General features: G+C 59.9%; 20 protein-coding genes and 2 pseudogenes. 11 read left to right on the top strand and 11 right to left on the bottom strand.

Annotated features, from left to right (window positions below; all coding sequences use genetic code 11):
• The first annotated feature begins 119 nt into the window (after positions 1 to 119).
• Positions 120 to 953, top strand: coding sequence for an IclR family transcriptional regulator domain-containing protein (locus tag WFM45_RS11165; protein ID WP_033632708.1), 834 nt, complete (start codon positions 120 to 122; stop codon positions 951 to 953).
• Between the two features lie 10 nt (positions 954 to 963).
• Here WFM45_RS11165 and WFM45_RS11160 read toward each other — a convergent pair whose 3' ends face one another.
• The 3 genes from WFM45_RS11160 to fdhD are packed head-to-tail and all read right to left on the bottom strand — an operon-like array spanning position 964 to position 3,779.
• Positions 964 to 1,926, bottom strand: a complete 963-nt coding sequence (locus WFM45_RS11160) for a Dyp-type peroxidase (RefSeq protein WP_033632709.1) — start codon at positions 1,924 to 1,926, stop codon at positions 964 to 966.
• 34 nt (positions 1,927 to 1,960) lie between these two features.
• Positions 1,961 to 2,878, bottom strand: coding sequence for a bestrophin family protein (locus WFM45_RS11155; protein ID WP_004935069.1), 918 nt, complete (start codon positions 2,876 to 2,878; stop codon positions 1,961 to 1,963).
• Positions 2,879 to 2,936: 58 nt separating this feature from the next.
• Positions 2,937 to 3,779 carry a formate dehydrogenase accessory sulfurtransferase FdhD gene (gene fdhD, locus WFM45_RS11150; protein ID WP_048324064.1) on the bottom strand — a complete coding sequence of 281 codons (843 nt, stop codon included), beginning with the start codon at positions 3,777 to 3,779 and terminating at the stop codon, positions 2,937 to 2,939.
• A 301-nt stretch (positions 3,780 to 4,080) separates the two neighbouring features.
• Here fdhD and WFM45_RS11145 point away from each other — a divergent pair.
• The 6 genes and pseudogenes from WFM45_RS11145 to umuC form a co-directional block, all read left to right on the top strand.
• Positions 4,081 to 4,260, top strand: a pseudogene (locus tag WFM45_RS11145) (DNA polymerase V); the annotation flags it as partial.
• Between the two features lie 152 nt (positions 4,261 to 4,412).
• Positions 4,413 to 4,922: a resolvase gene (locus WFM45_RS11140; RefSeq protein WP_336955726.1), complete on the top strand. Its 510-nt coding sequence runs from the start codon at positions 4,413 to 4,415 to the stop codon at positions 4,920 to 4,922.
• Between the two features lie 75 nt (positions 4,923 to 4,997).
• Positions 4,998 to 5,369: a hypothetical protein gene (locus tag WFM45_RS11135; protein ID WP_126171699.1), complete on the top strand. Its 372-nt coding sequence runs from the start codon at positions 4,998 to 5,000 to the stop codon at positions 5,367 to 5,369.
• Between the two features lie 313 nt (positions 5,370 to 5,682).
• Positions 5,683 to 5,862, top strand: a pseudogene (locus WFM45_RS24660) (SOS response-associated peptidase family protein); the annotation flags it as partial.
• 188 nt (positions 5,863 to 6,050) lie between these two features.
• Positions 6,051 to 6,485, top strand: a complete 435-nt coding sequence (umuD, locus tag WFM45_RS11125) for a translesion error-prone DNA polymerase V autoproteolytic subunit (RefSeq protein ID WP_015378308.1) — start codon at positions 6,051 to 6,053, stop codon at positions 6,483 to 6,485.
• A gap of 2 nt (positions 6,486 to 6,487) precedes the next feature.
• Positions 6,488 to 7,804, top strand: a complete 1,317-nt coding sequence (gene umuC / locus WFM45_RS11120) for a translesion error-prone DNA polymerase V subunit UmuC (RefSeq protein WP_250602462.1) — start codon at positions 6,488 to 6,490, stop codon at positions 7,802 to 7,804.
• A gap of 27 nt (positions 7,805 to 7,831) precedes the next feature.
• On the opposite strand, the gene aceE is transcribed toward umuC, so the two are convergent.
• The gene (gene aceE / locus WFM45_RS11115) at positions 7,832 to 10,507 is read right to left on the bottom strand and encodes a pyruvate dehydrogenase (acetyl-transferring), homodimeric type (protein WP_336955569.1); all 2,676 of its coding nucleotides are present in this window, start codon (positions 10,505 to 10,507) and stop codon (positions 7,832 to 7,834) included.
• Positions 10,508 to 10,661: 154 nt separating this feature from the next.
• On the opposite strand from aceE, the gene WFM45_RS11110 reads away from it, so the two are divergent.
• Positions 10,662 to 11,099 (top strand): MarR family winged helix-turn-helix transcriptional regulator, encoded by a 438-nt coding sequence (locus WFM45_RS11110; RefSeq protein WP_028128123.1) that lies wholly within the window; start codon positions 10,662 to 10,664, stop codon positions 11,097 to 11,099.
• Here WFM45_RS11110 and WFM45_RS11105 read toward each other — a convergent pair whose 3' ends face one another.
• On the bottom strand, positions 11,100 to 12,179 hold the full coding sequence (locus WFM45_RS11105) for a transketolase-like TK C-terminal-containing protein (protein ID WP_015378304.1): 1,080 nt from the start codon (positions 12,177 to 12,179) through the stop codon (positions 11,100 to 11,102).
• A gap of 305 nt (positions 12,180 to 12,484) precedes the next feature.
• Here WFM45_RS11105 and WFM45_RS11100 point away from each other — a divergent pair, with 305 nt between their 5' ends.
• Positions 12,485 to 13,828, top strand: a complete 1,344-nt coding sequence (locus WFM45_RS11100) for a colicin-like pore-forming protein (protein ID WP_336955567.1) — start codon at positions 12,485 to 12,487, stop codon at positions 13,826 to 13,828.
• Positions 13,829 to 13,880: 52 nt separating this feature from the next.
• Here the strand turns inward: WFM45_RS11100 and WFM45_RS11095 are convergent, their stop codons facing one another.
• From WFM45_RS11095 to WFM45_RS11080, 4 genes are all read right to left on the bottom strand, one after another.
• Positions 13,881 to 14,297 carry an RbsD/FucU domain-containing protein gene (locus WFM45_RS11095; RefSeq protein ID WP_060559840.1) on the bottom strand — a complete coding sequence of 139 codons (417 nt, stop codon included), beginning with the start codon at positions 14,295 to 14,297 and terminating at the stop codon, positions 13,881 to 13,883.
• Between the two features lie 49 nt (positions 14,298 to 14,346).
• The gene (locus tag WFM45_RS11090; RefSeq protein WP_021505753.1) at positions 14,347 to 15,111 is read right to left on the bottom strand and encodes an SDR family NAD(P)-dependent oxidoreductase; all 765 of its coding nucleotides are present in this window, start codon (positions 15,109 to 15,111) and stop codon (positions 14,347 to 14,349) included.
• A gap of 21 nt (positions 15,112 to 15,132) precedes the next feature.
• On the bottom strand, positions 15,133 to 16,428 hold the full coding sequence (locus WFM45_RS11085) for an MFS transporter (protein ID WP_336955564.1): 1,296 nt from the start codon (positions 16,426 to 16,428) through the stop codon (positions 15,133 to 15,135).
• 209 nt (positions 16,429 to 16,637) lie between these two features.
• Entirely contained in the window at positions 16,638 to 17,675 is a 1,038-nt protein-coding gene (locus WFM45_RS11080; RefSeq protein ID WP_261238686.1) for a LacI family DNA-binding transcriptional regulator, read from the bottom strand.
• Positions 17,676 to 17,971: 296 nt separating this feature from the next.
• On the opposite strand from WFM45_RS11080, the gene kynA reads away from it, so the two are divergent.
• Positions 17,972 to 18,814 (top strand): tryptophan 2,3-dioxygenase, encoded by an 843-nt coding sequence (kynA, locus tag WFM45_RS11075; protein WP_004935005.1) that lies wholly within the window; start codon positions 17,972 to 17,974, stop codon positions 18,812 to 18,814.
• Between the two features lie 22 nt (positions 18,815 to 18,836).
• Positions 18,837 to 19,304 (top strand): DNA gyrase inhibitor SbmC, encoded by a 468-nt coding sequence (gene sbmC / locus WFM45_RS11070; protein ID WP_336955559.1) that lies wholly within the window; start codon positions 18,837 to 18,839, stop codon positions 19,302 to 19,304.
• Between the two features lie 188 nt (positions 19,305 to 19,492).
• Here the strand turns inward: sbmC and WFM45_RS11065 are convergent, their stop codons facing one another.
• Both WFM45_RS11065 and WFM45_RS11060 read right to left on the bottom strand, forming a co-directional pair.
• Positions 19,493 to 21,421, bottom strand: coding sequence for a type VI secretion system Vgr family protein (locus tag WFM45_RS11065; protein WP_015378296.1), 1,929 nt, complete (start codon positions 21,419 to 21,421; stop codon positions 19,493 to 19,495).
• Between the two features lie 141 nt (positions 21,422 to 21,562).
• Positions 21,563 to 23,008, bottom strand: a complete 1,446-nt coding sequence (locus tag WFM45_RS11060; RefSeq protein ID WP_286093400.1) for a serine/threonine protein kinase — start codon at positions 23,006 to 23,008, stop codon at positions 21,563 to 21,565.
• Between the last annotated feature and the right edge of the window lie 4 nt (positions 23,009 to 23,012).

Raw genomic sequence — 23,012 nt, 5'->3', positions numbered from 1 at the left:
GAGGTTTTAGGTCTGCATTTTGTGATGCAGGCGGCTAAATTGGCATCGGATGCGATACGCAGGACTTTGCTGCCGTATTGAGCGTGTAAATTGAGAGCAGATACTAATGGGAGGCCTGAATGAGTGAAGTTCCTGAATTTGGCACCGAAGAACTGCGTCGGCTGCAGGAGATCGGTGATTTAAGCAACGACCAGTACAAGGGCGATCCTAATTTTATGGCCTCGCTGGCCAGAGGGCTGGAGGTGTTGCAGGCCTTCAAGCCACAGTATTCGCAGATGTCGGTGTCAGAGATCAGTCAACAAACCGGCATTCCGCGCGCAGCGGTGCGCCGTTGTTTGTATACCCTACGAGCGCTGGGATTCGTGCATTGTCCCGATGGGCGCCACTATCGCTTGCTGCCGCGTGTGCTAACTATCGGTCACGCTTATCTTTCCTCTTCCGAGCTGGCGAAGGCGGCGCAAAACTCGCTGGACTATCTCAGCAAATTGCTTAATGAATCCTGCTCGGTGGCGACGCTGGATGGCGATAACATTTTGTATATCGCCCGGGCCTCGGTTAAACGCATCATGACTATCGATCTGGGGCGCGGCAGCCGTCTGCCGGCCTATGCGACGTCGATGGGGCTGGTGTTGCTCAGCGCGCTGGACGAGGGAGAGCTGGAGGATTATCTGTCGCGGGTCACTTTCGAACCGCTGACCGAGTTTACCGTCACCTGTGCGGAGCAGCTGCAGGAACAGTTAGCCAGAGTTCGCAGACAGGGGTATGCCATCAACGATCAACAGTTAGAGATCGGCCTGCGTTCCATTGCGGTGCCGATGCATTCACGCAAAGGCGGGGTTGTGGCGGCAATGAACGTTGGCGTCAATGCGTCGCAGATCTCGGCGGCGGAGCTGCGCGAACGAGTGCTGCCGCAGCTGCAGCGCACGGCGATGGAGCTGGCGCTGCTGCTGTAGGGCGAGCGGATTAATGCAGTTCGGCGCCGCTGCGGTCGGCCAGCGCTTCCAGCAGCGGGGCGGAAGGCACGAAGAACAGAGTGCCGGTCACCGCGCGGCTGAAATCGAGCAGCCGATCGTAGTTGCCGGCCGGGCGGCCGATAAACATGTTTTCCAGCATCTGCTCGATCGGCTGCGGAGAGCGCGCGTAGCCGATAAAGTAGGTGCCGAACTCGCGCAGGCCGGGGCGGCCGAACGGCATGTTGTCGCGCAGAATTTTCACCTCGTTGCCTTGCTCGTCGGTGATGGTGGTCAGCGAACTGTGCGATGACGACGGTTTGACCGCTTCATCCAGCTCGATGTTGGACTGCTTATGGCGGCCGATGATCTTCTCCTGCGTTTCCACGCTGAGCGAATTCCAGCCCTGCATGTCGTGCAGGTATTTCTGCACCAGCACATAGCTGCCGCCGCTGAACGCCGCGTCTTCGTCGCCGATCACCGTGTAATCGAAGGCTTCATGCCCTTCCGGGTTCTCCGTGCCGTCGACGAAGCCGATCATGGCGCGCTGATCGAAGTAACGGAAGCCGTGCACCTCCTCGATCACCGTCACGGCGTCGCCTAGCTTGCCGATCAGCTGAGAGGCCAGTTCAAAACACAGATCCATTTCATCGGCGCGGATATGCAGCAGGATATCGCCGGGCGTGGCAACGGCGACGCGTTCCCCGCTGCCGATCGGGCTGAACGGATGCAGCTGGCGGGGGCGCGGCGCGCCGAACAGCGTATCCCAGGCCTCGGAGCCGAAGCCGCAGACGCAGGTGAGGTTGCCCGCCGGCGCGCGTTTGCCGACCGAACGCACCACGGCGGCGATGTCGCCGCACCAGGCGCGAACCGCCGCCAGATGGGCGGGAACGGGCGACAGGGTGGCGACGATAAAGATGGCATGGCGCGTCACCGGCGTGAATACGGCTTGCGGCAGGGGGGTATTTGCATTCATTGCATTCGGCTCCAGTGTGTTCGGGTGAAATAGCTCAGATCAAATTAAAGTGCTCGTCGGGTTTCATCGGCGGTGGCAGCGGGCTTTGGTCATTCATTTCCAGCAGGTTGCGCTCAATGGTGTTGCAAATGGCGTTTAACGGCAGATGGTTGGCCGACACGCCGAACGGATCCTCCAGCTCTTCGGCCAGTGAGTCCCAGGATAAGAAGGTATAGGAAATGAACACCGAAACAAACGGTGTCATGTAATGCAGATCGGTCACCAGGGCAAAAGGCAACAGGCTGCAGAACAGGTAAACGGTGCGCTGGAGGATCAGGGTATAGGCGAACGGCACCGGGGTGCTGGCGAGCCGTTCGCAGCCGCCGAGGGCGTGGGACAGCTCGCTCAGCTTGTTGTCGAGCAGCTCGAAAGTGATGTCGCTCAATAGCCCCCGTCGGCGCAGCTTGCCGATCTCCTGGCCCAGCATCAGCAGGATGCGGTTGGTCGGCATCGGGCTGGCGATCACTTCGGCCAGCTCTTTGCTGCTGAGATTGTGGTACAGATCGGCGGTGGGATCGGTGGCGCGCAGCTGATGCTTCAGGCTCCAGCTGAAGGCGATCAGCAGCTTGGCGACCTTTTGCTGCACCGCCGGTTCGTCCGGCAGCAGGCTTTTGATCTGGCGCAGCAGGGATCGCTCGGTAATCAGCAGCGAGCCCCACAGGTTGCGCGCCTCGACAAAGCGGCTGTAGCCGGCATTATTGCGAAAGCCGAGAAAAATCGCGATGGCGATGCCCAGCAGGCTGAACGGCGCGATGGTCAAATGCACGCCGAGCTGTTCGTACCATTGGTAGCTGATCACCGCCACTATCGACATCAGCACGTTCAGCGACAGGCGAAAGGTGATCTTTGACAGCACGGAACCGTGCCAGGCGAACAGGCGAAAAAACCAGTTCTGGTGCGGGCGGATTATCATAACGTGGGCGCTTCCTGGTGTCCTGCTATTGAGAATAGTCGATTCTTATCCGGCGGGGTTAGGCCGCCGTTGTCGATTGCCAGAGCCGCTGCGGGTGCGTATAGACGGTGGCGCGCCCCGGCTTGCTGAAGCCCACCAGCGTGAGGTTGCTGCGCTCGGCCACCTCCACCGCCAGGCGGGTGGCGGCGGAAACGGCGAACAGGATCTCGACGCCGCACATGGCGGATTTTTGCACCATTTCGTAGCTGGCGCGGCTCGACACCAGCGCAGCCCCTTGCAACCACGCCTGTTGGCTGCGATAACCCAGCAGTTTGTCGAGCGCCACATGGCGGCCGACGTCTTCACATCCGCCGCTGAGCGCGCCGTCCGGCTGGATCCAGGCCGCCGCGTGGGTGCAGCCGGTCAGTTTCCCCACCGTTTGCACTTCCTGCAGCTGCGCCAACGCCCGATCGAGCAGCGCCAAATCGAAACGCTGCGTGAAAGGCAGCGGCGCGATGGGCTGAGCGACCTCCTGCAGTTGCTCGACCCCGCAGACGCCGCAGCCGGTGCGGCCGGCCAGGCTGCGGCGCTTCTCTTTCAGCTGCATAAAGCGGCGGCTCGAGAGTTCCACATGCACTTCAATGCCATTGCAGGCCGGTTGCTGGCGGATGTCGTAGATATCGTCGGGGGAGGCGATGATGCCTTCGGACAGCGAAAAACCGATGGCGAAGGCCGCCAGGTCTTTCGGCGTCGCCATCATCACCACGTGTGAAATGCCGTTGTACACCAGGGCAACCGGCACTTCTTCCGCCAGCCAATCTTGTTGCGCCTGAGCCAGATCGTTGCGCTGCCAGACCGCATGGCGAGACAGGCAGGCCTGTTCGATGTCGTCGGTTTCTGCGAGGAGTAGGTGCTTGTTCATAACGTTCTCGTGACCGTCGGTGACGAGGCGCCGACGGGGATGAATGCTTATTGAGCAGGTGTGGGCATTATACAGGATTCTGATCCCGCTCGCGTAGGGAATCACGCCCTGCAGGTTATCCACAGTTTTAGTGGATAACGTGTGCGCAAGGCAGAGTGAAACCGTTAGCAGGCGTAAAAAAAAATCGCTCAGAAAATTATTATATTACGCGGCAAAGCGCGATCCGCAGGGGGATTTGGGGTTGCGCGCGTTCGCGTTTTGTTTATGCCTTACTGTGTAAATATACAGTTTGGTTGTGATTATGCTGAGCAATTCAAGGTTGTATGCTTTTTCACCAGGTGAGTCTCTGACGTTACCGCTGTTTGCCGATCGCGTGGCCTGCGGCTTTCCTTCCCCGGCGCAGGACTATGTTGAGAGCCGGCTGGATATCGGCAAGCTGCTGGTGCGGCATCCTAATGCCACTTATTTCGTGCGTGGCGCGCGGACGGAACGATCATAAAGCTGGAAGGTGACGCGCTGCAGGTCGCCGGCGGGTATCAGGCCGCGTATGATGCCGGACTGCCGGTGCAGATCCAGATGAATCACGGCCGTATCCGGGCAAAGGAATAGACGCTGGGGTTGGAGCCTGTCCTCATCGGCGCTTTGCTGGAGACTGATGCGGAAGTATGCCGCCCCCAAACGGTAACTGATATTTTGCTGGTTGAGCAGATAGGCCGCCTGACCCGTCTCAGCAACAGTGACTGGGTGACGTTGAAAAAGCAGATTGAGCAGCATGAGTTACGGATTGTCAGCCTGGATGTCCCTACCTCATGGCAGGCGCTGTCAGAGAAAGATCCTTCACAGGCGGACCCGATCACCCGTGCAGTAATAACCGCCATCAATAACATGCTAATCGACCTGATGGCCGCGATGTCACATAAGGACTGGTTGAGTCGCCGCCAACGGCAAAAGCAGGGAATTGAACGGGCGCATACGTTGGGTAGATACCGGGGAAAGCAGGCAGATCAGAAACGACATCAGAAAGTCCTGTACTACCGACAGATTAAGAAACTGAGCATCCGAGAAACAGCAGACGCGACAGGCTACAGTACTTCCCAAGTTTGTCGCATTCAGGCCTTCTATAAAGAAGTTGAGACTGATTAAAAAGCAGCCTTAATGTACAATAATTTTCGATATCCAAGCTGACCCCATGAACAATCAATGAGTGAGAGGTGAAAGATGATTTCATACAAAAAAACCATACCTGCTCTTGTCATATTCGCTTTATCTAATGCTGTGGCATATGCGAATGATTTCGACAAATCAAATGAAGCGATGGCAATTTCAGCAATAGGTTTTTCTGGCTCAAATGCTCGTGTTGCACATGATGTTTGTGGGGCAACCAATGAGAAAATTGATAAATATAAAAAACAAATAAAAGACTCATTAACTAGAACATTAAAGTATGAACAGTCAGGATTCGATACGCATTGGGATAATGGTTGGAAAAATGCTGATTTTTTGGTTAAGTCATTAAGTAATGATGAAGCCTATAAAAAAGAATATTGCCGAGAGGTTTTAGATGGAATTAATAATCCTGAAATGAATTAAGGATTATTCCTTATTCGGGGTTCTACGCCGGAACCCCAGATTTTTCCGTCCGCTAAAATTATCCCCGGTTGAGCAGCTTTATACCGTCAGCTCGCAGTGGACCATCAGGGGAAATGTGGCGGTACAGCGTTTGTCGGGTTATCCCAAGCTCCTGGCATAACGTACTGACTTTCGTCTCTGGCCGTCCCATTGATGCCATTGCCAGTTGCAATTTTATTGGCGTCATTTTGTAAGGCCGTCCGCCGTTCCTCCCGCGGGCTCTTGCTGAGGCAAGGCCTGCCGCTGTTCTTTGCGGCGCTGTACGCAGCAGAGACCGACGGCCGCGCGCGACTGGCTCGACACCCGCTTAGTCCCGCCCTCTGGTCAAATGCAGGCTGACGTGTACAGCCTGCAGGCAGAGGATTTCGTCTGGCAACCGGTATCGCCCGCCGTCGGCGCCGTTCGCAATGACAATCCCTCACTCATCCTGCCCATCGATACGCCAACGGTCTGAGTGCCGCATTATCCACAGTTTTGGTGGGTATCATGTGTGCAAACACACGTGAAGAACGCCAAAAGCTGCAGGAAAAATCACTCAGAAAATTATTATATTACGCGGGAAAGCGCGATCCGCAGGGGGATTTGGGGTTGCGCGCGTTCGCGTTTTGTTTATGCTTTACTGTATAAATATACAGTTTGGTTATGATTATGCTGAGCAATTCAAGGTTGTATGCTTTTTCACCAGGTGAGTCTCTGACGTTACCGCTGTTTGCCGATCGCGTGGCCTGCGGCTTTCCTTCCCCGGCGCAGGACTATGTCGAGAGCCGGCTGGATATCGGCAAGCTGCTGGTGCGGCATCCCAACGCCACCTACTTTGTACGCGCCAGCGGCGAGTCGATGATCGACGGCAATATTCAGGACGGCGATCTGCTGATCGTCGACAGCGCCCTGACGCCGGAACACGGCAATATCGTGATCGCCGCCGTGGACGGTGAATTCACCGTCAAAAAACTGCAGCGCTATCCCGACGTGCGGCTGTTGCCGATGAACCCCGCCTATGCGCCGATCGTGTTCAACGACGAGGCGCAGCTGGAGATCTTCGGCGTGGTGACCTTTATCGTCTACGCGGCGCTGTAACCATGTTTGCCCTGGTAGACGTCAACAGCTTCTACGCCTCCTGCGAAACCATCTTTCGGCCCGACCTGCGGGGGCGGCCGGTGATCGTGCTGTCCAACAACGACGGCTGCGTGATCGCCCGCAGCGCCGAGGCGAAGGCGTTGGGCGTGCCGATGGGCGCGCCTTATTTCAAAATCAAAGAGGAGATGCGCCGCCGCAACGTCGCGGTGTTTTCCTCCAACTACGCGCTGTACGCCGACATGTCCCGCCGGGTGATGGACACGCTGGAGGAGATGGCGCCGGCGGTGGAGATTTATTCGCTGGACGAAGCCTTTCTGCGGCTGGACGGCGTGGCGCACTGCGAAGCGCTGGAACCGTTCGGCCGGCGGGTGCGCGATCGCATCCGGCGCGAGCTGCATTTGACGGTCGGGGTCGGCATTGCGCCGAGCAAGACACTGGCTAAACTGGCCAACTTCGCGGCCAAGAAATGGCGCGGCACCGGCGGCGTGGTGGATTTATCCGATCCGGTGCGCCAGCGCAAGCTGCTGGCGTTGATCCCGGTGGAAGAGGTGTGGGGCGTGGGGCGCCGCCTGACACGCCAGCTGCAGGCGATGGGGATCCACACCGCGCTGCAGCTGGCGGATTGCGATACCCGGCTGGCGCGTAAAACCTTCAGCGTAGTGCTGGAGCGCACGATACGTGAACTGCGCGGCGAATCGTGCCTGCGGTGGGAAGATGAGGCGGCGGCGAAAGAGCAGATCATCTGTTCCCGCTCGTTCGGCCAGCGCTTGACGCATTACCCGCATATGCGCGAGGCGATCTGCAGCTACGCCGAACGCGCCGCCGAAAAGCTGCGGCAGGAAAAGCGCTACTGCCGTAACGTGTCGGTGTTTATCAAAACCAGCCCGCATTCGGCGGGCGAAGGCTATTACAGCAATATGGGCACCGCCCGGCTGCAAACCCCGAGCAACGACAGCCGCGACATCATCGCCATGGCGGTGCGCGCGCTGGAGAGCATCTGGCAGGAGGGGCGACGTTACCTGAAGGGCGGCGTGGTGCTGGGGGATTTCAGCGCCGCCGCCATGGCGCAGATCGACCTGTTCGACGACTGCCCGCCGCGCCGCAACAGCGAGCGGCTGATGGCGACCCTCGATCGCCTGAATCAGGAAGGGCGCGGGCGCGTATGGTTCGCCGGGCAGGGGATCGTCAAACCGTGGCAAATGAAGCGCGAAATGCTGTCGCCGGCCTACACCACCCGGCTGGCGGATATCCCGCTGGTGCGGCTGGGGGAGCGGGAGCCGCGCGCCGCCGAGCCGAAGGAGGAAAAACGCCGCGGGTGACAGCCGGCGGCGTGGGTAGGCTATGCGTTACTTCACCGCCGCCGGATCCGGCTTATCGGGGGTGATGCCATACAGCGCCATGGCGCGGTTGACCTCGCTGCGGGCGATACGGCCTTCGTCAGCCAGCAGTTTCAACGCGGCGAGCGCGATGAAATGGCGGTTGACCTCGAAGAACTCACGTAGCGCCTCGCGGGTGTCCGAGCGGCCAAAGCCATCGGTGCCCAAGGTGATAAAGGCGCGGTCCGGCAAGAACGGTTTGATCTGATCGCCGACGATCTTCATATAGTCCGTCGCCACCACCACCGGGCCAGGATGCGCCGCCAGCAGACTCTGTATATAAGGGACTTTCGGCGGGTCTTCCGGGTGCAGCAGGTTCCAGCGTTCGGCCGCCATGCCGTTACGGCGCAGTTCGCTCAGGCTGGTGGCACTCCAGATATCGCTGGCGACGCCAAAGTCCTCGGCCAACAGCGCCGCCGCCGCCAGCGCCTCGCGCATGATGGCGCCGCTGGCGACCAGCTGAGCGCGCGGGCTCTCTTGGTTTGCCGTTTCGTTCTGTTTGAGCAAATAGGCGCCCTGGATAATCCCGTCCTCCACGCCCGCCGGCATCGGCGGCTGCGGGTATCCTTCGTTGAGCAAGGTGATGTAGTAGTAAATATCCTCTTGTTCAACGAACATCCTGCGCATGCCGCTCTGAACGATCACTGCGAGTTCATAGGCATAGGTCGGATCGTAGGAGACGCAGCTGGGAATGACGGAAGACAGCACGTGGCTGTGGCCGTCGTCATGCTGCAAGCCTTCGCCCATCAGGGTGGTTCTGCCGGAGGTGGCGCCGAGCAGGAAGCCCTTGGTGCGCGCGTCTGCCGCTGCCCAGGCGAGATCGCCCACCCGCTGCAGCCCGAACATGGAGTAAAAGATATAGAACGGGATTGTCGCGACATCGTGGTTGCTGTAGGCGGTGCCGGCGGCGATCCAGGTCGATATCGCGCCGGATTCGTTGATGCCTTCCTGCAAAATCTGGCCGTCTTTGGCCTCTTTGTAGTAGCTGAGCTGCCCGGCGTCTTGCGGGGTATACAGCTGGCCGAGCCAGGAATGGATGCCAATCTGGCGGAACAGGCCTTCCATGCCGAACGTGCGCGATTCGTCCGGCACGATGGGCACAATCAGTTTGCCGATGTTGGCGTCTTTGAGCAGCGTGCCGAGGATATTGACGAAAGCCATGGTGGTCGACATGTTGCGTTCGCCGCTGCCCTTCAGCAGGCCGTCGAAGCGCGATAGTTCCGGTATCGCCAGCGGAGCGGATTGGCCGAAGCGGGCAGGGATGTAGCCGCCCAGCGCGGTGCGCGTCGCGGTGATGTACTTCGCCGCCGCGCTGTCGGGTTCAGGCTTCAGGTAAGGGATCTCTGCCAGTTGGGCGTCGGAGATTGTCAGCCCTAAACGGTCGCGGAAGGCTTTCACCGCATCCTGGCTCATTTTTTTCAGCTGGTGGTTGATGTTCTGCCCTTCACCGGCTTCCCCCATGCCAAACCCTTTGACGGTTTTGGCCAGCACCACCGTCGGTCTGCCCGTGGTATGCACCGCCTGATGGTAGGCGGCGTACACCTTTTGCGGATCGTGGCCGCCACGGTGCAGCGCCCAGATCTCATCGTCGCTCAGGTCGGCGACCAGCTCGAGCAATTCCGGGTACTTGCCGAAGAAATGCTCCCGCACATAGGCGCCGCTTTGCGACTTGAAAGTTTGGTAATCGCCGTCGACGCACTCCATCATGCGCTGCATCAGCAATCCGGAGCGGTCTTTTTGCAGCAGTTTGTCCCAGCCGCTGCCCCAGATCACCTTGATTACCTGCCAGCCGGCGGCTTTGAAGGTGCCCTCCAGTTCCTGAATGATCTTGCCGTTGCCGCGCACGGGGCCATCCAGCCGCTGCAGGTTACAGTTCACGACGAAGATCAGGTTATCGAGTTTTTCTCGCCCGCCCAGCGCAATCGCCGCCAGCGATTCCGGTTGATCCATCTCGCCGTCGCCGAGGAACGCCCACACCTTTCTTCCCTGGTGAGGTTTCAGCTCGCGGTATTCCAGATAACGCATGTAGCGCGCCTGGTAGGCGGCGGTCAGCGGCCCCAGCCCCATCGAAACGGTGGGATATTGCCAGAAATCCGGCATCAGCCGCGGGTGTGGGTAGGAGGAGAGGCCACGGCGTGTGGATTCGCGGCGAAAGTTGTCGAGCAGTTCCTCGTCGATGCGGCCTTCGAGATAGGCGCGGCCATAAATGCCGGGGGCGGAGTGGCCCTGGATATACACCATGTCGCCGGCAAACTCATCGGTGCGCCCGCGGAAAAAGTGCGTGAATCCCACATCGTAAAGCACCGCGGCCGACTGATAGGTGGCGATATGCCCGCCGACGTTGGAATGTTTGCCGGCGCGCAGCACCATCGCCATGGCGTTCCAGCGAATAAACGCATTGATGCGCGCTTCAGCGGCCAGATCGCCGGGATACGTCGGTTGCTTATAGGCCGGGATCGTATTCACGTAGGGCGTGGTGACCAGGCTGAAGAAATCACCGTGTTTTCGCTGATCGGCTTCGGCCATTTTCTCCAGTAAAAAATGCGCGCGCTCACGGCCGTCGATATCGGTGACGCCTTCAAATGCCTCAAGCCATTCAGCCGTCTCTTGCGGGTCAAGATCTGCTTTAACCACGGGTTGGTTCATAAAAGCTCCAAATGTACTTACCTGATAAGGCGCTGAGCGATACAGGGATTTATTGAATTGCAAGTGCAAGAGTTGCAAATGCAATAATGGCGAAAGCCACTCTATCCCTTTACAATTGCAATTGCAACTCACCGCTTTTGACGAGAAAAATGACATGACAGATAAACAACCCGACCTGTGGTTCTCCTTTGTGCGCGCGCATCGGGCGATGATCAGAAAGATAGAGGCGAAGTTGTCGGAAGCGGGGCTGCCGGTTTACGCCTGGTATGACGTGTTATGGGGATTGGAAAGCGGGGAAAACGGCACACGCCGCATGCATGAGCTGGCGGACGTGTTGGTGATTGAGCGTTACAACCTGACCCGCCTGATGGATCGCCTGGAAAAAGAGCGGCTGGTCACGCGTTTTCGATCGGATGACGATCGCCGGGCCTCCTTCGCGACTATCACCGAGGAAGGCAAGGCCCTGCGGAAAAAGATGTGGGAGATCTACCGTTCGGTGGTCAACACTCACTTTCTCAACCAGTTCAGCGAAGAAGAGATCGCACGCTTCTCCGACGCGTTGAACAATGCGATGCAGCTGGCCAGAGAATGATCAGGCATCGGGCGTGATGTGCAGAACGCGCAGCGCATCGGCGATCAGCGCCGAAGGGATTTTCTGCTCGTCGGCCAGCAGTTTGAGGGCGCAGAGCGCAATCCATTCCGCCTGCGGGTAGTGGATTTCGCCGCGCACCCGTGAATCTGAGCCCACCGCGGCAAAGCGTGCGGGAATGAATCGCTTGAGCTGATTGGCAATCAGGTGCGAGTAGTCGGTGACGGCGACGACGGGGGCATTCCCGGCACCCAGGCACGTTTTCAGATGGCATTTGCCGCCGCTGTCCTGGCGCTGCATGTCGGCGAGTTCGGCGTCCTGCGCCAACCGCGTGTAGCTGGGGCAGCTCCAGATTTCAGACGCAATCCCCCAGTTTTTCAACACCTCGGCCGCCTGCTGAACGCGGGCGAGCGCACGGCCGGCGCCGCACAGACGAACCTGCAACGGCGAGTCCGCCGCGGTGGCGACGCGATACATTCCCCTGAACGCCTGTTCTGCGACAAACGGCTCCCCTGAAGAGAGGGGGCCATTGTCTGCGTTGGTCGCGAGATACACCATCTTTCTCGTTCCCTCCAGATAGAGCGCGCGCAGGGCGTGATGGAGTATCGCGCCGGTTTCTCTGGCATTGGCCGGATCGAAAGGCAACCAGCCCGGCATGGCCGTGAGCTGAAGCGGGAACCAGGCCTGAACGCCTTTCGGCAAATCGGCACTGCCGGTATCTGCATCGCTGATGAAAATCCCCTTGCGATTGGTTTCCGGCTCAAGCCCGCGGAGCATGTCCACCGAGGGGGTGTTGACGAAGTAAAACAGCGGCTTCTCATAACGCTCTGATTGATGGCCAAACCAGAGCGGCCAGGCGGTGGCGTAGCGGGAAATCGGCGGCTCGGCGCGCCTTCTGCCGTCGATAAGCCAGATGTCGCCGCTGGCGTTGAGTTCGCCCAGGGTTTGCGCCGTCCAGGCGCTGGCAGAAGGGCGCGAAGCGCCGGCTTTTTGGCTGGCGGAGGTCATCTTGCGGATACAGGCTTCGGCCAGGGTTTGGGTTCTGGCCGAGGCGGCTGGCAGTGTTATACGTTGAGGCGACATGCGGAGCATTCTCTTTAAGTTGCAAGTGCAATGATTGTAATTGCAATTCATGGCGTGTGCCAATGACTTCTGAACAGGTCGCAGCCATCCAGGTGTGTCCCGCGGCGATATATTCAGGTTCTGCAGACGCGATCCTATTTGTTTCACCGACCAGACAGCCGCCATCCGTTGTCCTTATTTCTGCAGTTTTTTATAAATGACGGGCAGCTAAAAACGGTTTGCCGATAGGGATAATGCGCGTGTCAATCCGCGTTAAACGAGAATATCGGCATCTTAAAAATAAAACGAAATAAGGATGAAAGCATATGCCTGGATTTAATTATGGCGGTAAAGGAGATGGGACTAACTGGAGTTCTGAACGCGGTACGGGCCCTGAGCCGGGGGGCGGCGATAAAGGCCATTCCGGCGATCGCGGCGGCGCCGGCGTTGGCAACAGCCCGGAACAGCAACAGATAACGGCGATCCAAAACGATCCGGCGCTGCGCATGAAGCTGGAGGCGGTGATTAAGGCGGCGCGCAGAATTAACCCGGCTGCGAAATTGCATATTGAAAGCGTCAGCCCATCCGGCACGCTGAGCCTTTCCGCCACCGGTTTGACGGCCGATCAGGCGAAGCACATTGGCCTGGGGGGGCTGGTGATGGGGGTCAACGCCAAGGGGGTGACAGTGGCGATCGGGGATATCGAAACCGGCCATGCGCGCAAGCCCTCAACCCCTGGCAAAGGCGGCAACAATGGCCTGAATGCCGGGCAGATCGGCGCCTCTTCGTTAGGCAGTTTCGTGACAGACTCGCATCGCGATCGGCCCGTCAGCGGCTGGCATGGCAACGGCAAAACCGGCGAATTCTCGACGACCCGCACGACCGGGAGTTACTACGGTTTTCATCATTTGAAGGTGGAAAAGCAAGACGGAGTGGCGACCTACAACCTCTACTATAAGGCCAATAAGAACCGGCCCGCGTTTATCGCCGTGGTGAGAGGGGATAACCTGAATGCCATGGAGGTGAAATATGCCAACGGCAAACCGGTAAAATCGCCCGGCTCGGTAAAAACGATCGTTAAGGAATTCGTCGAATATCAAAATGCGGAATTAAAAGCCATCAAGGATGGCGTCAGCCTGGCCGCAGGTATCAATAAAGATATTGCGGAAAAGATCGGCGCGAAATACGCCAAACTCGCCAAGGATTTGGAGGCGGGAATACAAGGAAAATATATCCGCAACGTGCAAGATGCGGAGAAAACCTACGAGCAATTGACGAAGGGCCTGAACAAAAAGCTTAAGGCGCAGGACAAAGCGGCGATTGTCACCTGGCTGAAAATGATCGATGCGGAACAGTATGCCCGCAATGCGCGGGTATTGGGCAAGGTCTTCACCGGGGTGGATTGGGCGATCAAAGGCGCGGATCTGGTAAACGCCGCGATTGAAGGTTTCTCAACCGGCAACTGGAAAGCGTTCCGCAACCAGCTCGAAGCGCTCGGGTTGTCGATCGGCGCAGGGTATACGCTCTCCGCTATCGCCGCGTTTTTCGCGCCGACGCTGGTGTCGTCGACGGTGGGCATTTTCGCCTTCGCTTACCTGTTTGGCTGGGCCACCAGCTATATCGATGCGGAACGTGCGGGGGAGCTGGAGAAGTGGGTCGCTGACCTGTAACGGCATGAGGGGGCTGGCCCCCTCATTTTACCCCTCACACCCTCTACCTCTTTTACACCACCGGCGCCACCGTCAGCAGCAGATTGGCGAAACGGCGCTGTTCGCCGGAGGCGATCACCAGCAGCGTTCGATCCGATTTGACCGCGGCGTAAAACGCCTCGCGCGGCAGGTGTTCGACCGGGCAATGTGCCGGCAGCAGCTGCCGGTATTCGGTTTCGATGGTGTTGGTGAAGTCCGGCGGGCAGGCCATCAGCGCCGCGCTTTCCACGTTGATGCAGGCCAGCAGTTTTTCCAGGATTGGCGGGGCGGCGAGCGTGCCGGGCGCCAGGTTCAGATAGACCACGGTGGCGTCTTTCGGCGCGTGCGTCACGCAGGCGTAGTTGCCGTCGGCGATCAACACCTGGGTTTTATGCCCGCATTGCGCCAGTGCGGCGAGCAGCGGCGGGTGAGTGATGGCGGATTTGATCATAAAGCGATTCCTGAATGGGCGGGCGGCAAGCGCGCCGCCCGCAGCTGAATTACATGCGGTAGATGCCGCCGTTGATGTCGAGAGTCGCGCCGGAGATGAAACCGTCGTATTCCGCCGCAAGGAAGGCGATGGCGCGCGCCACGTCGTCCGGTGTGCCTGCGCGGCCCAGCGGGATGGCGCGAACGGTTTCCTCCGCCGATGCCTGGGTGGTGTGGCGATTGTGGAAACGGGTGCCGAGGATCAGGCCGGGCGCCACCGCATTCACCCGGATGCCGTGCTCGCCCAGCTCCGCCGCCAGCGAGCGCGTCCAGGTGAGCACCGCGCCCTTGGTGGCGGAATAGACCAGCGAGCCGGCGTGCCCGCCGGCGCGGCCCGCCTGTGAGGCCAGGTTAACGATGCTGGCGCCGTCCGGCGCCGCTTTCAGGTGCGGCAGCGCGCTCTGGGTGACGTTCAGCATGGTGGTCATGTTCACGTCGATCACGGTTTGCCAGAAGGCGCGGTCGATCTCGCCCAGCCATTTGCGCCCGACGATGCCGCCGACGTTATTGATCAGGATATCGATGCCGCCGAGCAACTCGGCGCCGGCCGAGACGCAGCGCAGCGTTTCGTCGGTGTCGATGAGATCGGCGTAGCCGTAGGCGGCCTTTTGCCCCAATGAATGGGCCAGCGCCACCAGCGCTTTGGGGCCGCTTTCGTCGCTGTGATAGTGAAAATAGATGTCGCACCCGGCCTTGATCAGCCGCTCCGCGGTGGCGCGGCCGATGCCCTGTTCCGCCCCGGTGATAAAGACCTTTTTGCCCGCAAGATCGCCCATGATTGACTCCTTATTGGTTCGTTAAGAATTGATGACGCCTTCACGCTGTTTGGCGCAGTAGAAAATGCAGATCAACCCGGTGGCCAGCAGGCACGAAGCCAGGAAAAACAGCCCCGGCGCGCTGCTGCCGGTCAGATCGTTCAGCACGCCCACCGCATAGGGGGCGACGAAACCGCCGATATTGCCGATGCAGCTCACCACCGCCAGCCCGGCGGCCGCGGCTGCGCCGGTGGAAATGTTGGCGGGCATGGATAGGAACGGCGGCACGGCGGTATAGATGCCGATGGCGGCGATGCACAGGAATGACAGCGCGACGAACGGGTCGTATTTAAAAAATGTCACCGCGCCCATCAGGCCGATGGCGGCGATCACCATGCTGAGGCCGGCGAACACGCCGAGTTTTTTGGTTTTGCTGGCCCACAGACTCCACGGATAGACCAGCAGCGCGGCCAGGCCGTAGGGAATGAGCGCCAGCAGGCTGACGCGGAAGATATCGCCGCCGGAAATGGCGCTGATGATCGACGGCAGCCAGGTGCTGAAGCCGTAAATGCCGCACACCATGCCGAAGTTGAGCAGCGCGTAGAGCAGGTATTTCTTGTTTTTAATCCCTTTCAGGAAGTCGCCCAGCGTGATTTTAGAGCCGGATTTGGAGCGGCCGGCGTTGCTCATCAGCCAGGCCTTTTCCTCCACGTTCAGATAGCCGACATCCTTGGGCGAGTTCTTGATCAGGAATGGGATCAACAGGCCGATGACGATCGGCGGCAGCCCTTCGAGGATGAACAGCAGCTGCCAGGGGGCGAACCCGAACCAGTCATGCTGAATATTGAGAATAAAGCCGGAAATCGGCGAGCCGACCGCGTTGGACAGCGGTTGGACGATGATGAACATGCCGAGAATTTTAGTGCGGTACTTTTCCGGGAAAAACACCGTGAAGTAATACACCACCGAGGGAAAGAAACCGGCTTCGCACACGCCCAGCATAAAACGGCAAATATACAGCTCCAGCGGCGTGCGCACAAAACCGAGCAGGGTCGCGAAGATGCCCCAGGAAATTAATATTCTGGCGAACCAGATGCGCGGGCCGAATTTTATGGTGCCGGCGTTGCTGGGTATTTCAAACAGGAAATAGCCGATAAAGAAAATCCCGGAGGCGAAGCCGAAGGCCGAGGCGGTCAATCCCAAATTATCTTCCAGCGCTTTGGCGGCGTAGGCCATATTGTTGCGGTCGAGAAAGGCCAGGAAATACAACAATATCATGAGGGGGACAATATGCAGCGTCAATTTCCTGATGGCGCTGCGTTCAATATCCTTTGGCATTATTTTTTTCATCATGGTTTTTCCCATGTGGTTAATCGGAATAATAGCGGCCCGGCCCAAAGCAATGAGCGGAGAGCTGAATAACGACGTTGCGTGCATAAAAGCGTCGCGCCGTTTATTTATTGCGACGATTCTATTTTTTCTGCTTTAGCTGTAACGGTCCGGACGATGCCGACTGCGCATCGTCTGGGAAAGCCGTTTTTACTCTATTAACCGGCGGTTTTGACCGAGCGCCGGCTGATGACCGTCGGTGGGAAGAGAAACTCGCCGGGCGGTTGCGAATCATTGTTGATGCGGCCGATCAGGCGTTCGACCATCAGCTGCGCCATCTCCGCCAGCGGCGGCCGGACTGACGTCAGCCCCGGTTCGGCCAGGCCGGCCAGCGCGATATTGTCGATGCCGATCACCGAGATGTCTGCGGGCACCTGGACGCCGGCGGCGCGCAGGCCCACCATCAGCCCGATGCCCAACGCATCGTTAATCGCCACGATGCCGTCCGGGCGCGGCGCCAGCGTGAGAACGCGCGGCGCCAGCGTCAGCCCCAATTCGAACATTTCCGTGTCGCCGTAGGCGCTGGTGGCCTTGCCTTCGATCACCCGTTGGCGTTCGCTCAGGCTGTGCCCCAGAGCGCTCAGAAAACCGTCGATCTTGTGGCTGCGCCCGACGGTCAGCGTCGCTTCGGTGGCGAACACGATGTGTCGGCAGCCACGTTCGAGCAGATGCTGTGCGGCCAGGCGCCCGGCGGCGATATTGTCCATCGACACGCTGTCGAACAGCCGGCTATCGGTGGCCATCTGCTCGGCAAACGGGCTGTCGTAGCTGACAATCTTCATGCCTCGCTCGGCGGCCCGAACAAAATGGGTCTGGCGAATGTCGCTCGCCGCCACGATGATGCCGCGCACGCCATGCAGAAACATATCGTCGATAAACGCGGCCTCCTCCTGCTCCTGGCGGTAGGCGTTGCCGAGCAAGACCCGGTAGCGGTGAGCCCGCGCCGCGCCGTCGACGGCATGCGCCAGCGCCGAAAAGCTCGGGTTAACGATCGACGGCAGCAGCAGGCCGATGATTTTCGCCTGCGGCGTGGGTGCCGCCGCCGATTGAGCCGGCCGGTAGCCCAGGGTCGCCATCGCCCGTTCGATGCGCTCACGGGTCTGCGCGCTCATCTGGTGACTGCGATTATTCAGCAGGTTCGACACGCTGCTGATGGACACGCCGGCCAACCGCGCCACATCACGAATATTTGCCATTTGCCGATACCTTGCTGCCTGCCGTTAGCCTGCAATCTATAAGGGAAGCCGGCCGCAGGCAAGCTGCAACCAGGGCGCCGCGTGCATGGGATCGCGCATTTGTGAGAGTCGTCAGGCGGCAGCCGTGTTGTTTACTAAACAACAGCGGGGGTGGGGGCACTGTGTTAACGCAGATGAGTGAGATCTGCGAAGCATCTCTCGTTTATCGCCCTTCGGGGCGGCGGGTTCTGTACTATTGTTTTCTCTTTGCGGCACGTTCCAGGCCGATGGGGCGCTGGGCGCAACGGAGATCACAGATGAACAAACGGGAATTAGAAAGCGCGATTGTCACCGATTTTTCCAAACGCATGAGCTATGGCGACTACCTGTGCCTGGACCAACTGCTGGACTGCCAGCACCCGCTCTCCAACCCGCCGCATCATGACGAAATGCTGTTCGTGATACAGCATCAAACCTCCGAACTGTGGATGAAACTGATGCTGCACGAGCTGCAGGCGGCGCTGCGGCTGGTGCAGCAGGACAAACTCAGCCACTGTTTTAAAATCCTCGCGCGCGTCAAACAGATCCAGCGGCTGCTGTTCGAGCAGTGGGCGGTGCTGGAAACGCTGACGCCGTCGGAATACGTCGAGTTTCGCGACGTGCTGGGCAGTTCGTCGGGCTTCCAGTCGCACCAGTACCGGTCGATCGAATTCCTGCTCGGCAACAAGAACGCCGCCATGCTGGCGGTGTTCAGCAACGACGCGGAAAGGCACGCCGCGCTGAAGGCGATCCTCGAAGCGCCGAGCCTGTACGACGAATACTTGCTGTACCTGGCGCGCCACGGCTTGCCGATCCCGCAGGAGTGTCTCGAGCGCGACTGGACGCAGCCCTACCAGCGCAACCCGGATCTGCTGCCGGCGTTTAAAGTGATCTACGACAACCCGCAAACCTACTGGGAAGCCTATGAAATGGCGGAGAAGCTGGTGGATATCGAAGAGAGTTTCCATCTGTGGCGTTTCCGCCATATGAAAACGGTGGAGCGGATCATCGGCTTTAAGTCGGGCACCGGCGGCTCCAGCGGCGTCAGCTTCCTGAAAAAGGCGTTGGATCTGACCTTTTTCCCCGAGTTGCTGGACGTGCGTACCGAAATCGGTGCCTGAGACATTGTGAGGGGGAAGGGCGATGAGCGTGAGGATTATCGATAAGGCGGCGGAGAAGGTGGTGGGAGTGAGAGTCGTGGGGCCGTATCCGCAGACCATCCCGCAGGGCTCGCAGCAACTGTTGGCATGGCGGCAGCGCCACGACGTGCCGTTCGGCAAATGGCTGGTGCTGTATTGGGACGATCCGGCGGAAGTGGCGCCGGAAAAGCTGCGCGCCGACGTGGTGATGAGCGTGGCGGACGATTTCGCGCTGCCGGCGGGCAGCGAGGGCGTCACCGTGCAGACGCTGCCCGCCGGGCAGTATGCGGTCTACCACGTGCGCATCAGCGATGGCGATTTCGAGCGGGTGTGGGGCGAGTTCTATCAGAAGCTGCTGCCGGCCAGCGGCTACCAGCCGGTTGAGGGGGGGAGCTATGAGCACTATCTCAACGACTGCGAAGCCGACGGCTATTTCGACCTCGAGATTTACCAGACGGTGAAGAAGTGGTGAAGGGGAAATGATAAAGAAGGCTGAATCGATGGGCGGTACAGATTCAGCCCGTTGTGTTGGCTTAACGTCGGTGATTTTGCCGCCAGCCTATTCATCTCCTTGCCAAAAGGGGTTACAGCGGACGGCGTTTTTGCCGGTACTGCCGCCCGGGGGGCGGCGTTAACCGGCTTTCCCGGCGTACCAATTACCTACTCTTTAGGGAACAACTGATCGACGGCGCTCTGGATTGCCGCCTGATGGCCGCCACCCGGTGCGGCGGTGCGTGCGGCGCCGCCAGGCTGGTTGAGATCCAGCTGGCCGCCGGTGTTGATCGCGCCATCCTCTTTCACCGTGATATTGAAACTGGTGCCGGTGATGTTGATTTGGCCGTCCGCCAGCAGTTCGATCACGCTTTCGCCGCACTCGAGCCGCAGCGATTCGCCGGAGCCGAGGGTAAAGGCATTGACCACGGCGTCGCTGCGCGTTTTGCCGGTCAGCGCGGAGGATTCGCCTTTGACGCCGGTCGCCTGATTGAGCACCACCCGTTTGATCTGGTTACCGCCCACCAGATGCGTGTGGTCGTTAGCGATGGTGTGGCTTTCATCGTTTTTCACCTGGGTGTCCATGTTGCGCTCCGCCTGGATCCACACCTGTTCGGCGCCGGCCTTGTCTTCGAAACGCAGGGCGTTGGCGTTGTCGGCGGTGCCGTCCTTGGTGCGGCTCATAAAGCCCATCTGGGTAGCGGCGGCCGGCAGCGCCCACGGCGGCATGCTGGCTTCGTTATAGACGCGCCCGGTGACGATCGGCCGATCCGGATCGCCGTTGATAAAGTCCACCACCACTTCGTCGTTGACGCGCGGGATCTGCACACCGCCGTAGCCCTGGCCGGCCCAGGCGCTGGAGACGCGCACCCAGCAGGAGCTGCCGTCGTCTTTCGGCCCGAAGCGATCCCAGTGGAATTTCACCTTGATGCGGCCGTATTTATCGGTCCAGATCGATTCGCCGGCCGGGCCGACCACCCGGGCGGTCTGCGGCCCGTGGGTTTTCGGCCAGCTGGCCTGCTGCGGCGGGTGCCAGGGCACGTCCGCCGGCAGCACGGTGAAGTCGATACGGTGTTCGCTACTCTGATCGTCGCCGCTGGCGTAGCGGTTCTCTTTCAGGTGATAGTTGGCCTGCAGCGTCAGGTACTCGCGGTTGTCGTCGGCGTGCGGGGCGTTATACAACGTAAAGGTGCTGCCGGGGGCGATGCCCATGGCGGTGGCGGTGCCTCGGATCTGCTGATGCTCGGCCTGCCAGGCTTCCTGGCGCACGCGGGCGTAGAACTCGCCCTGCTGATGTTCGGTATAGCGGCCTGGCCAGTCGTAAACGTCGATCTGCCCCGGCGTGGGGGAGACCGGGTTCTGCCGCGCCTGGAACAGCCAGGCGTTCGGTTTGCGAAAATCATAGTCGTCCAGGCTGTAGATGCCCGGCGTGACGCGATCGGACAATGTCCACTGGCTGATGCCTTCCTCGCTGGTGCTGCCGCCGGACGGCGTCAGATGGTAGGGGATCATCTCGTAGCCGGGATAAGGCTGGTGGTGGTGGGGCGCATCCCCGAGCACCAGCGTGTGCTTGCCCATCTCGTGTTTGAAATAGTAATAGATGCCCTCCAGCTCCATCAGGCGGCTGATGAAGTTGAAGCTGCTTTCGTTGTACTGCACGCAGTAGCCCCACAGGCGATAGTCGCCGGTCAGCTGATCTTCCAGCTGCACGTTGTGCTCCGCCAGCAGGGTCTTGACGATCTGCGGCACCGTCTGTTCCTGGAAGATGCGGAAGTTTCGGTCTTTGGTCATCGGCCACAGATCCGGCTGCACGTGCAGGTTATACACCGCGTAGCGCGTGCCGCCGATCTCTTCGCTGCTGACGGCGATGGCGGTGATCTTGCCGTTCAGGTAGCGCGGGGCGCTGAGAAAGCCCTGGGTAGGGATCTCCAGCGTCAGCGGTTGGCCGAGCAGCGCTTTGCGATCGAGCCGCGCGTCGGTGCTCAGCAATTCAATAGAGAAGTCGAAAGGAGTGGAAAGCGCTTCGATACCGTCCAGCGAGCGGAACAGCAGTTGCTCCTGGCCCAGCGGCGTGTGCGCAATAATGCGATCCAACATGAGAACATCCTCTGTGATTGACGTCATGCCCTGCATACTCCGGCGTTGCAGCCGCCTTGCCGCGCGGCCAATGAGGGGGCAGTTGCTCGTCAGTCTCATGAAATAGGGAAAACCCCGCCGTGGCGGAGTTTCAGAACGGGATTAACCGGCGGTGGCCGGGTTGACCAGCCAGGTGCCGGCGGTGTCGATGCTGAGCTGTTGGCGGCGCAGCCGATCGTTGTGGCGGATCTCCAACTGATAACGGCCCGGCGCCAGGTTCAGGCTGGCGAAGCCGTTTTCGCCCGCAGTGACCTGCTGCGGCTTGCCGTCGAGGCTGACCTGTTCGCCCGGTTGCAGTTTGAAGTACACCAGCGCCACCGGCTGCGGTGGCGGCGCCGCTTTTTCAGGTTCTGTCGCTGCAGGCTGCGCGGTTTGCGGCGCGCTCGGCTGCTCCGTCAGGGTTTTCTGCGCCGGTGACGCTACGGTGTTTTGGGCGACGGCCTGGGCGTCGTCCTTGCCGCCGCTCAGCCAGGCGACGGCGCCGATCACCAGCAGCGCCGCGACGCCGGCGCCGGCCATCATCGGGCGCGAGAATTGGGTGCCGCGCGCGGTAACGGCGCCGGCGGCGGCCGCAGCGGCGGCCGGGTTGGCGGCGACCAGCAAGTTCTCCGGCGCGGCGGCCGGGGTGCTGATGATTTCGTTTTCATCGGCGATCGGCAGATGCAACAGCTCGGCCATTTCATCGATGGTCTGCGGGCGGTCTTCCGGCTTCAGCGCCAGCGCGCGATCGACGGTGCGCAACAGCTCCGGCGAGTAGCCGGCGGGGCGGCGCTCGGCCAGCGGCTGGTAGCTGTCTTCGATGCTGCGCACCACGCTGACCGGCGGCGGCGAACCGACGATCAGCGTGTGCAGCACGGCGCCGAGCGCGTAGATATCGGTCCACGGCCCCTGTTCGCCGTCGCTGTTCTCAGTGTACTGCTCGATCGGCGCGAAGCCCGGTTTGAGCATGATCTCCGTTTCGTCCGACAGGTTGCCGATCTCTTTGCGCGCCGACCCGAAGTCCAGCAGCACCGGCAGCTGGCTCTCCTGGATTTGGATGTTATCCAGCGAAATGTCGCGGTGCAGATAGCCTTCCTGATGGATGGTGTTGATGGCGCTGAACAGCGGCGGCAGCAGCCGACGGATCCACGCCTCGTCGATTTTTTCCGGCTGCTGCGCCTGCAGGTTTTTCAGCGTGGTGCCGCTGTAAAACTGGGTGCCCATATAGGCGGTGCCGTTCTCTTCCCAGAAGCGCAATACGTGCAGCAGGCCGGGATGCGAGAAGCGCGCCAGCAGACGCGCCTCCTGAATAAAGCTGTTCAGCCCGGCCTGGAAAGTTTTGCCGAAGCGCTCGCCGCGCAGCCCGATGCTGAGATCGTCGTTGCGTTTCGCCAGCGAGGTCGGCATGTACTCCTTGATGGCGATGGTGCGTTCCAGTTGGTGATCGTAGGCGCGGTAGACGATGCCGAAGCCGCCTTCGCCGATCGCTTCCTGGATCTCGAATTCGTTGAATCGATAGCCGCTCGGCAGGCTGTTCGAATTCGGTTTGGTTATCCCGGTTCCCGACATAGTG

This window comes from Serratia sp. KG1D (genome assembly GCF_037150675.1).
Classification (GTDB): Bacteria; Pseudomonadota; Gammaproteobacteria; order Enterobacterales; family Enterobacteriaceae; genus Serratia; species Serratia nematodiphila.
The sequence above is the reverse complement of the archived record's forward strand: the minus strand, read 5'-3'. Positions and strand labels throughout refer to the sequence as shown.

What these genes read in the sequence shown, in the direction of transcription:
- WFM45_RS11165 (WP_033632708.1), top strand. Translation starts at nt 120, where the DNA reads ATGAGTGAAGTTCCTGAATTTGGCACCGAAGAACTGCGTCGGCTGCAG.
- WFM45_RS11100 (WP_336955567.1), top strand. Translation starts at nt 12,485, where the DNA reads ATGCCTGGATTTAATTATGGCGGTAAAGGAGATGGGACTAACTGGAGT.
- umuC (WP_250602462.1), top strand. Translation starts at nt 6,488, where the DNA reads ATGTTTGCCCTGGTAGACGTCAACAGCTTCTACGCCTCCTGCGAAACC.
- WFM45_RS11135 (WP_126171699.1), top strand. Translation starts at nt 4,998, where the DNA reads ATGATTTCATACAAAAAAACCATACCTGCTCTTGTCATATTCGCTTTA.
- WFM45_RS11155 (WP_004935069.1), bottom strand. Translation starts at nt 2,878, where the DNA reads ATGATAATCCGCCCGCACCAGAACTGGTTTTTTCGCCTGTTCGCCTGG.
- WFM45_RS11090 (WP_021505753.1), bottom strand. Translation starts at nt 15,111, where the DNA reads ATGGGCGATCTTGCGGGCAAAAAGGTCTTTATCACCGGGGCGGAACAG.
- WFM45_RS11080 (WP_261238686.1), bottom strand. Translation starts at nt 17,675, where the DNA reads ATGGCAAATATTCGTGATGTGGCGCGGTTGGCCGGCGTGTCCATCAGC.
- WFM45_RS11060 (WP_286093400.1), bottom strand. Translation starts at nt 23,008, where the DNA reads ATGTCGGGAACCGGGATAACCAAACCGAATTCGAACAGCCTGCCGAGC.
- WFM45_RS11065 (WP_015378296.1), bottom strand. Translation starts at nt 21,421, where the DNA reads ATGTTGGATCGCATTATTGCGCACACGCCGCTGGGCCAGGAGCAACTG.
- WFM45_RS11085 (WP_336955564.1), bottom strand. Translation starts at nt 16,428, where the DNA reads ATGCCAAAGGATATTGAACGCAGCGCCATCAGGAAATTGACGCTGCAT.
- WFM45_RS11105 (WP_015378304.1), bottom strand. Translation starts at nt 12,179, where the DNA reads ATGTCGCCTCAACGTATAACACTGCCAGCCGCCTCGGCCAGAACCCAA.
- aceE (WP_336955569.1), bottom strand. Translation starts at nt 10,507, where the DNA reads ATGAACCAACCCGTGGTTAAAGCAGATCTTGACCCGCAAGAGACGGCT.
- kynA (WP_004935005.1), top strand. Translation starts at nt 17,972, where the DNA reads ATGAACAAACGGGAATTAGAAAGCGCGATTGTCACCGATTTTTCCAAA.
- fdhD (WP_048324064.1), bottom strand. Translation starts at nt 3,779, where the DNA reads ATGAACAAGCACCTACTCCTCGCAGAAACCGACGACATCGAACAGGCC.
- sbmC (WP_336955559.1), top strand. Translation starts at nt 18,837, where the DNA reads ATGAGCGTGAGGATTATCGATAAGGCGGCGGAGAAGGTGGTGGGAGTG.
- WFM45_RS11095 (WP_060559840.1), bottom strand. Translation starts at nt 14,297, where the DNA reads ATGATCAAATCCGCCATCACTCACCCGCCGCTGCTCGCCGCACTGGCG.
- umuD (WP_015378308.1), top strand. Translation starts at nt 6,051, where the DNA reads ATGATTATGCTGAGCAATTCAAGGTTGTATGCTTTTTCACCAGGTGAG.
- WFM45_RS11160 (WP_033632709.1), bottom strand. Translation starts at nt 1,926, where the DNA reads ATGAATGCAAATACCCCCCTGCCGCAAGCCGTATTCACGCCGGTGACG.
- WFM45_RS11110 (WP_028128123.1), top strand. Translation starts at nt 10,662, where the DNA reads ATGACAGATAAACAACCCGACCTGTGGTTCTCCTTTGTGCGCGCGCAT.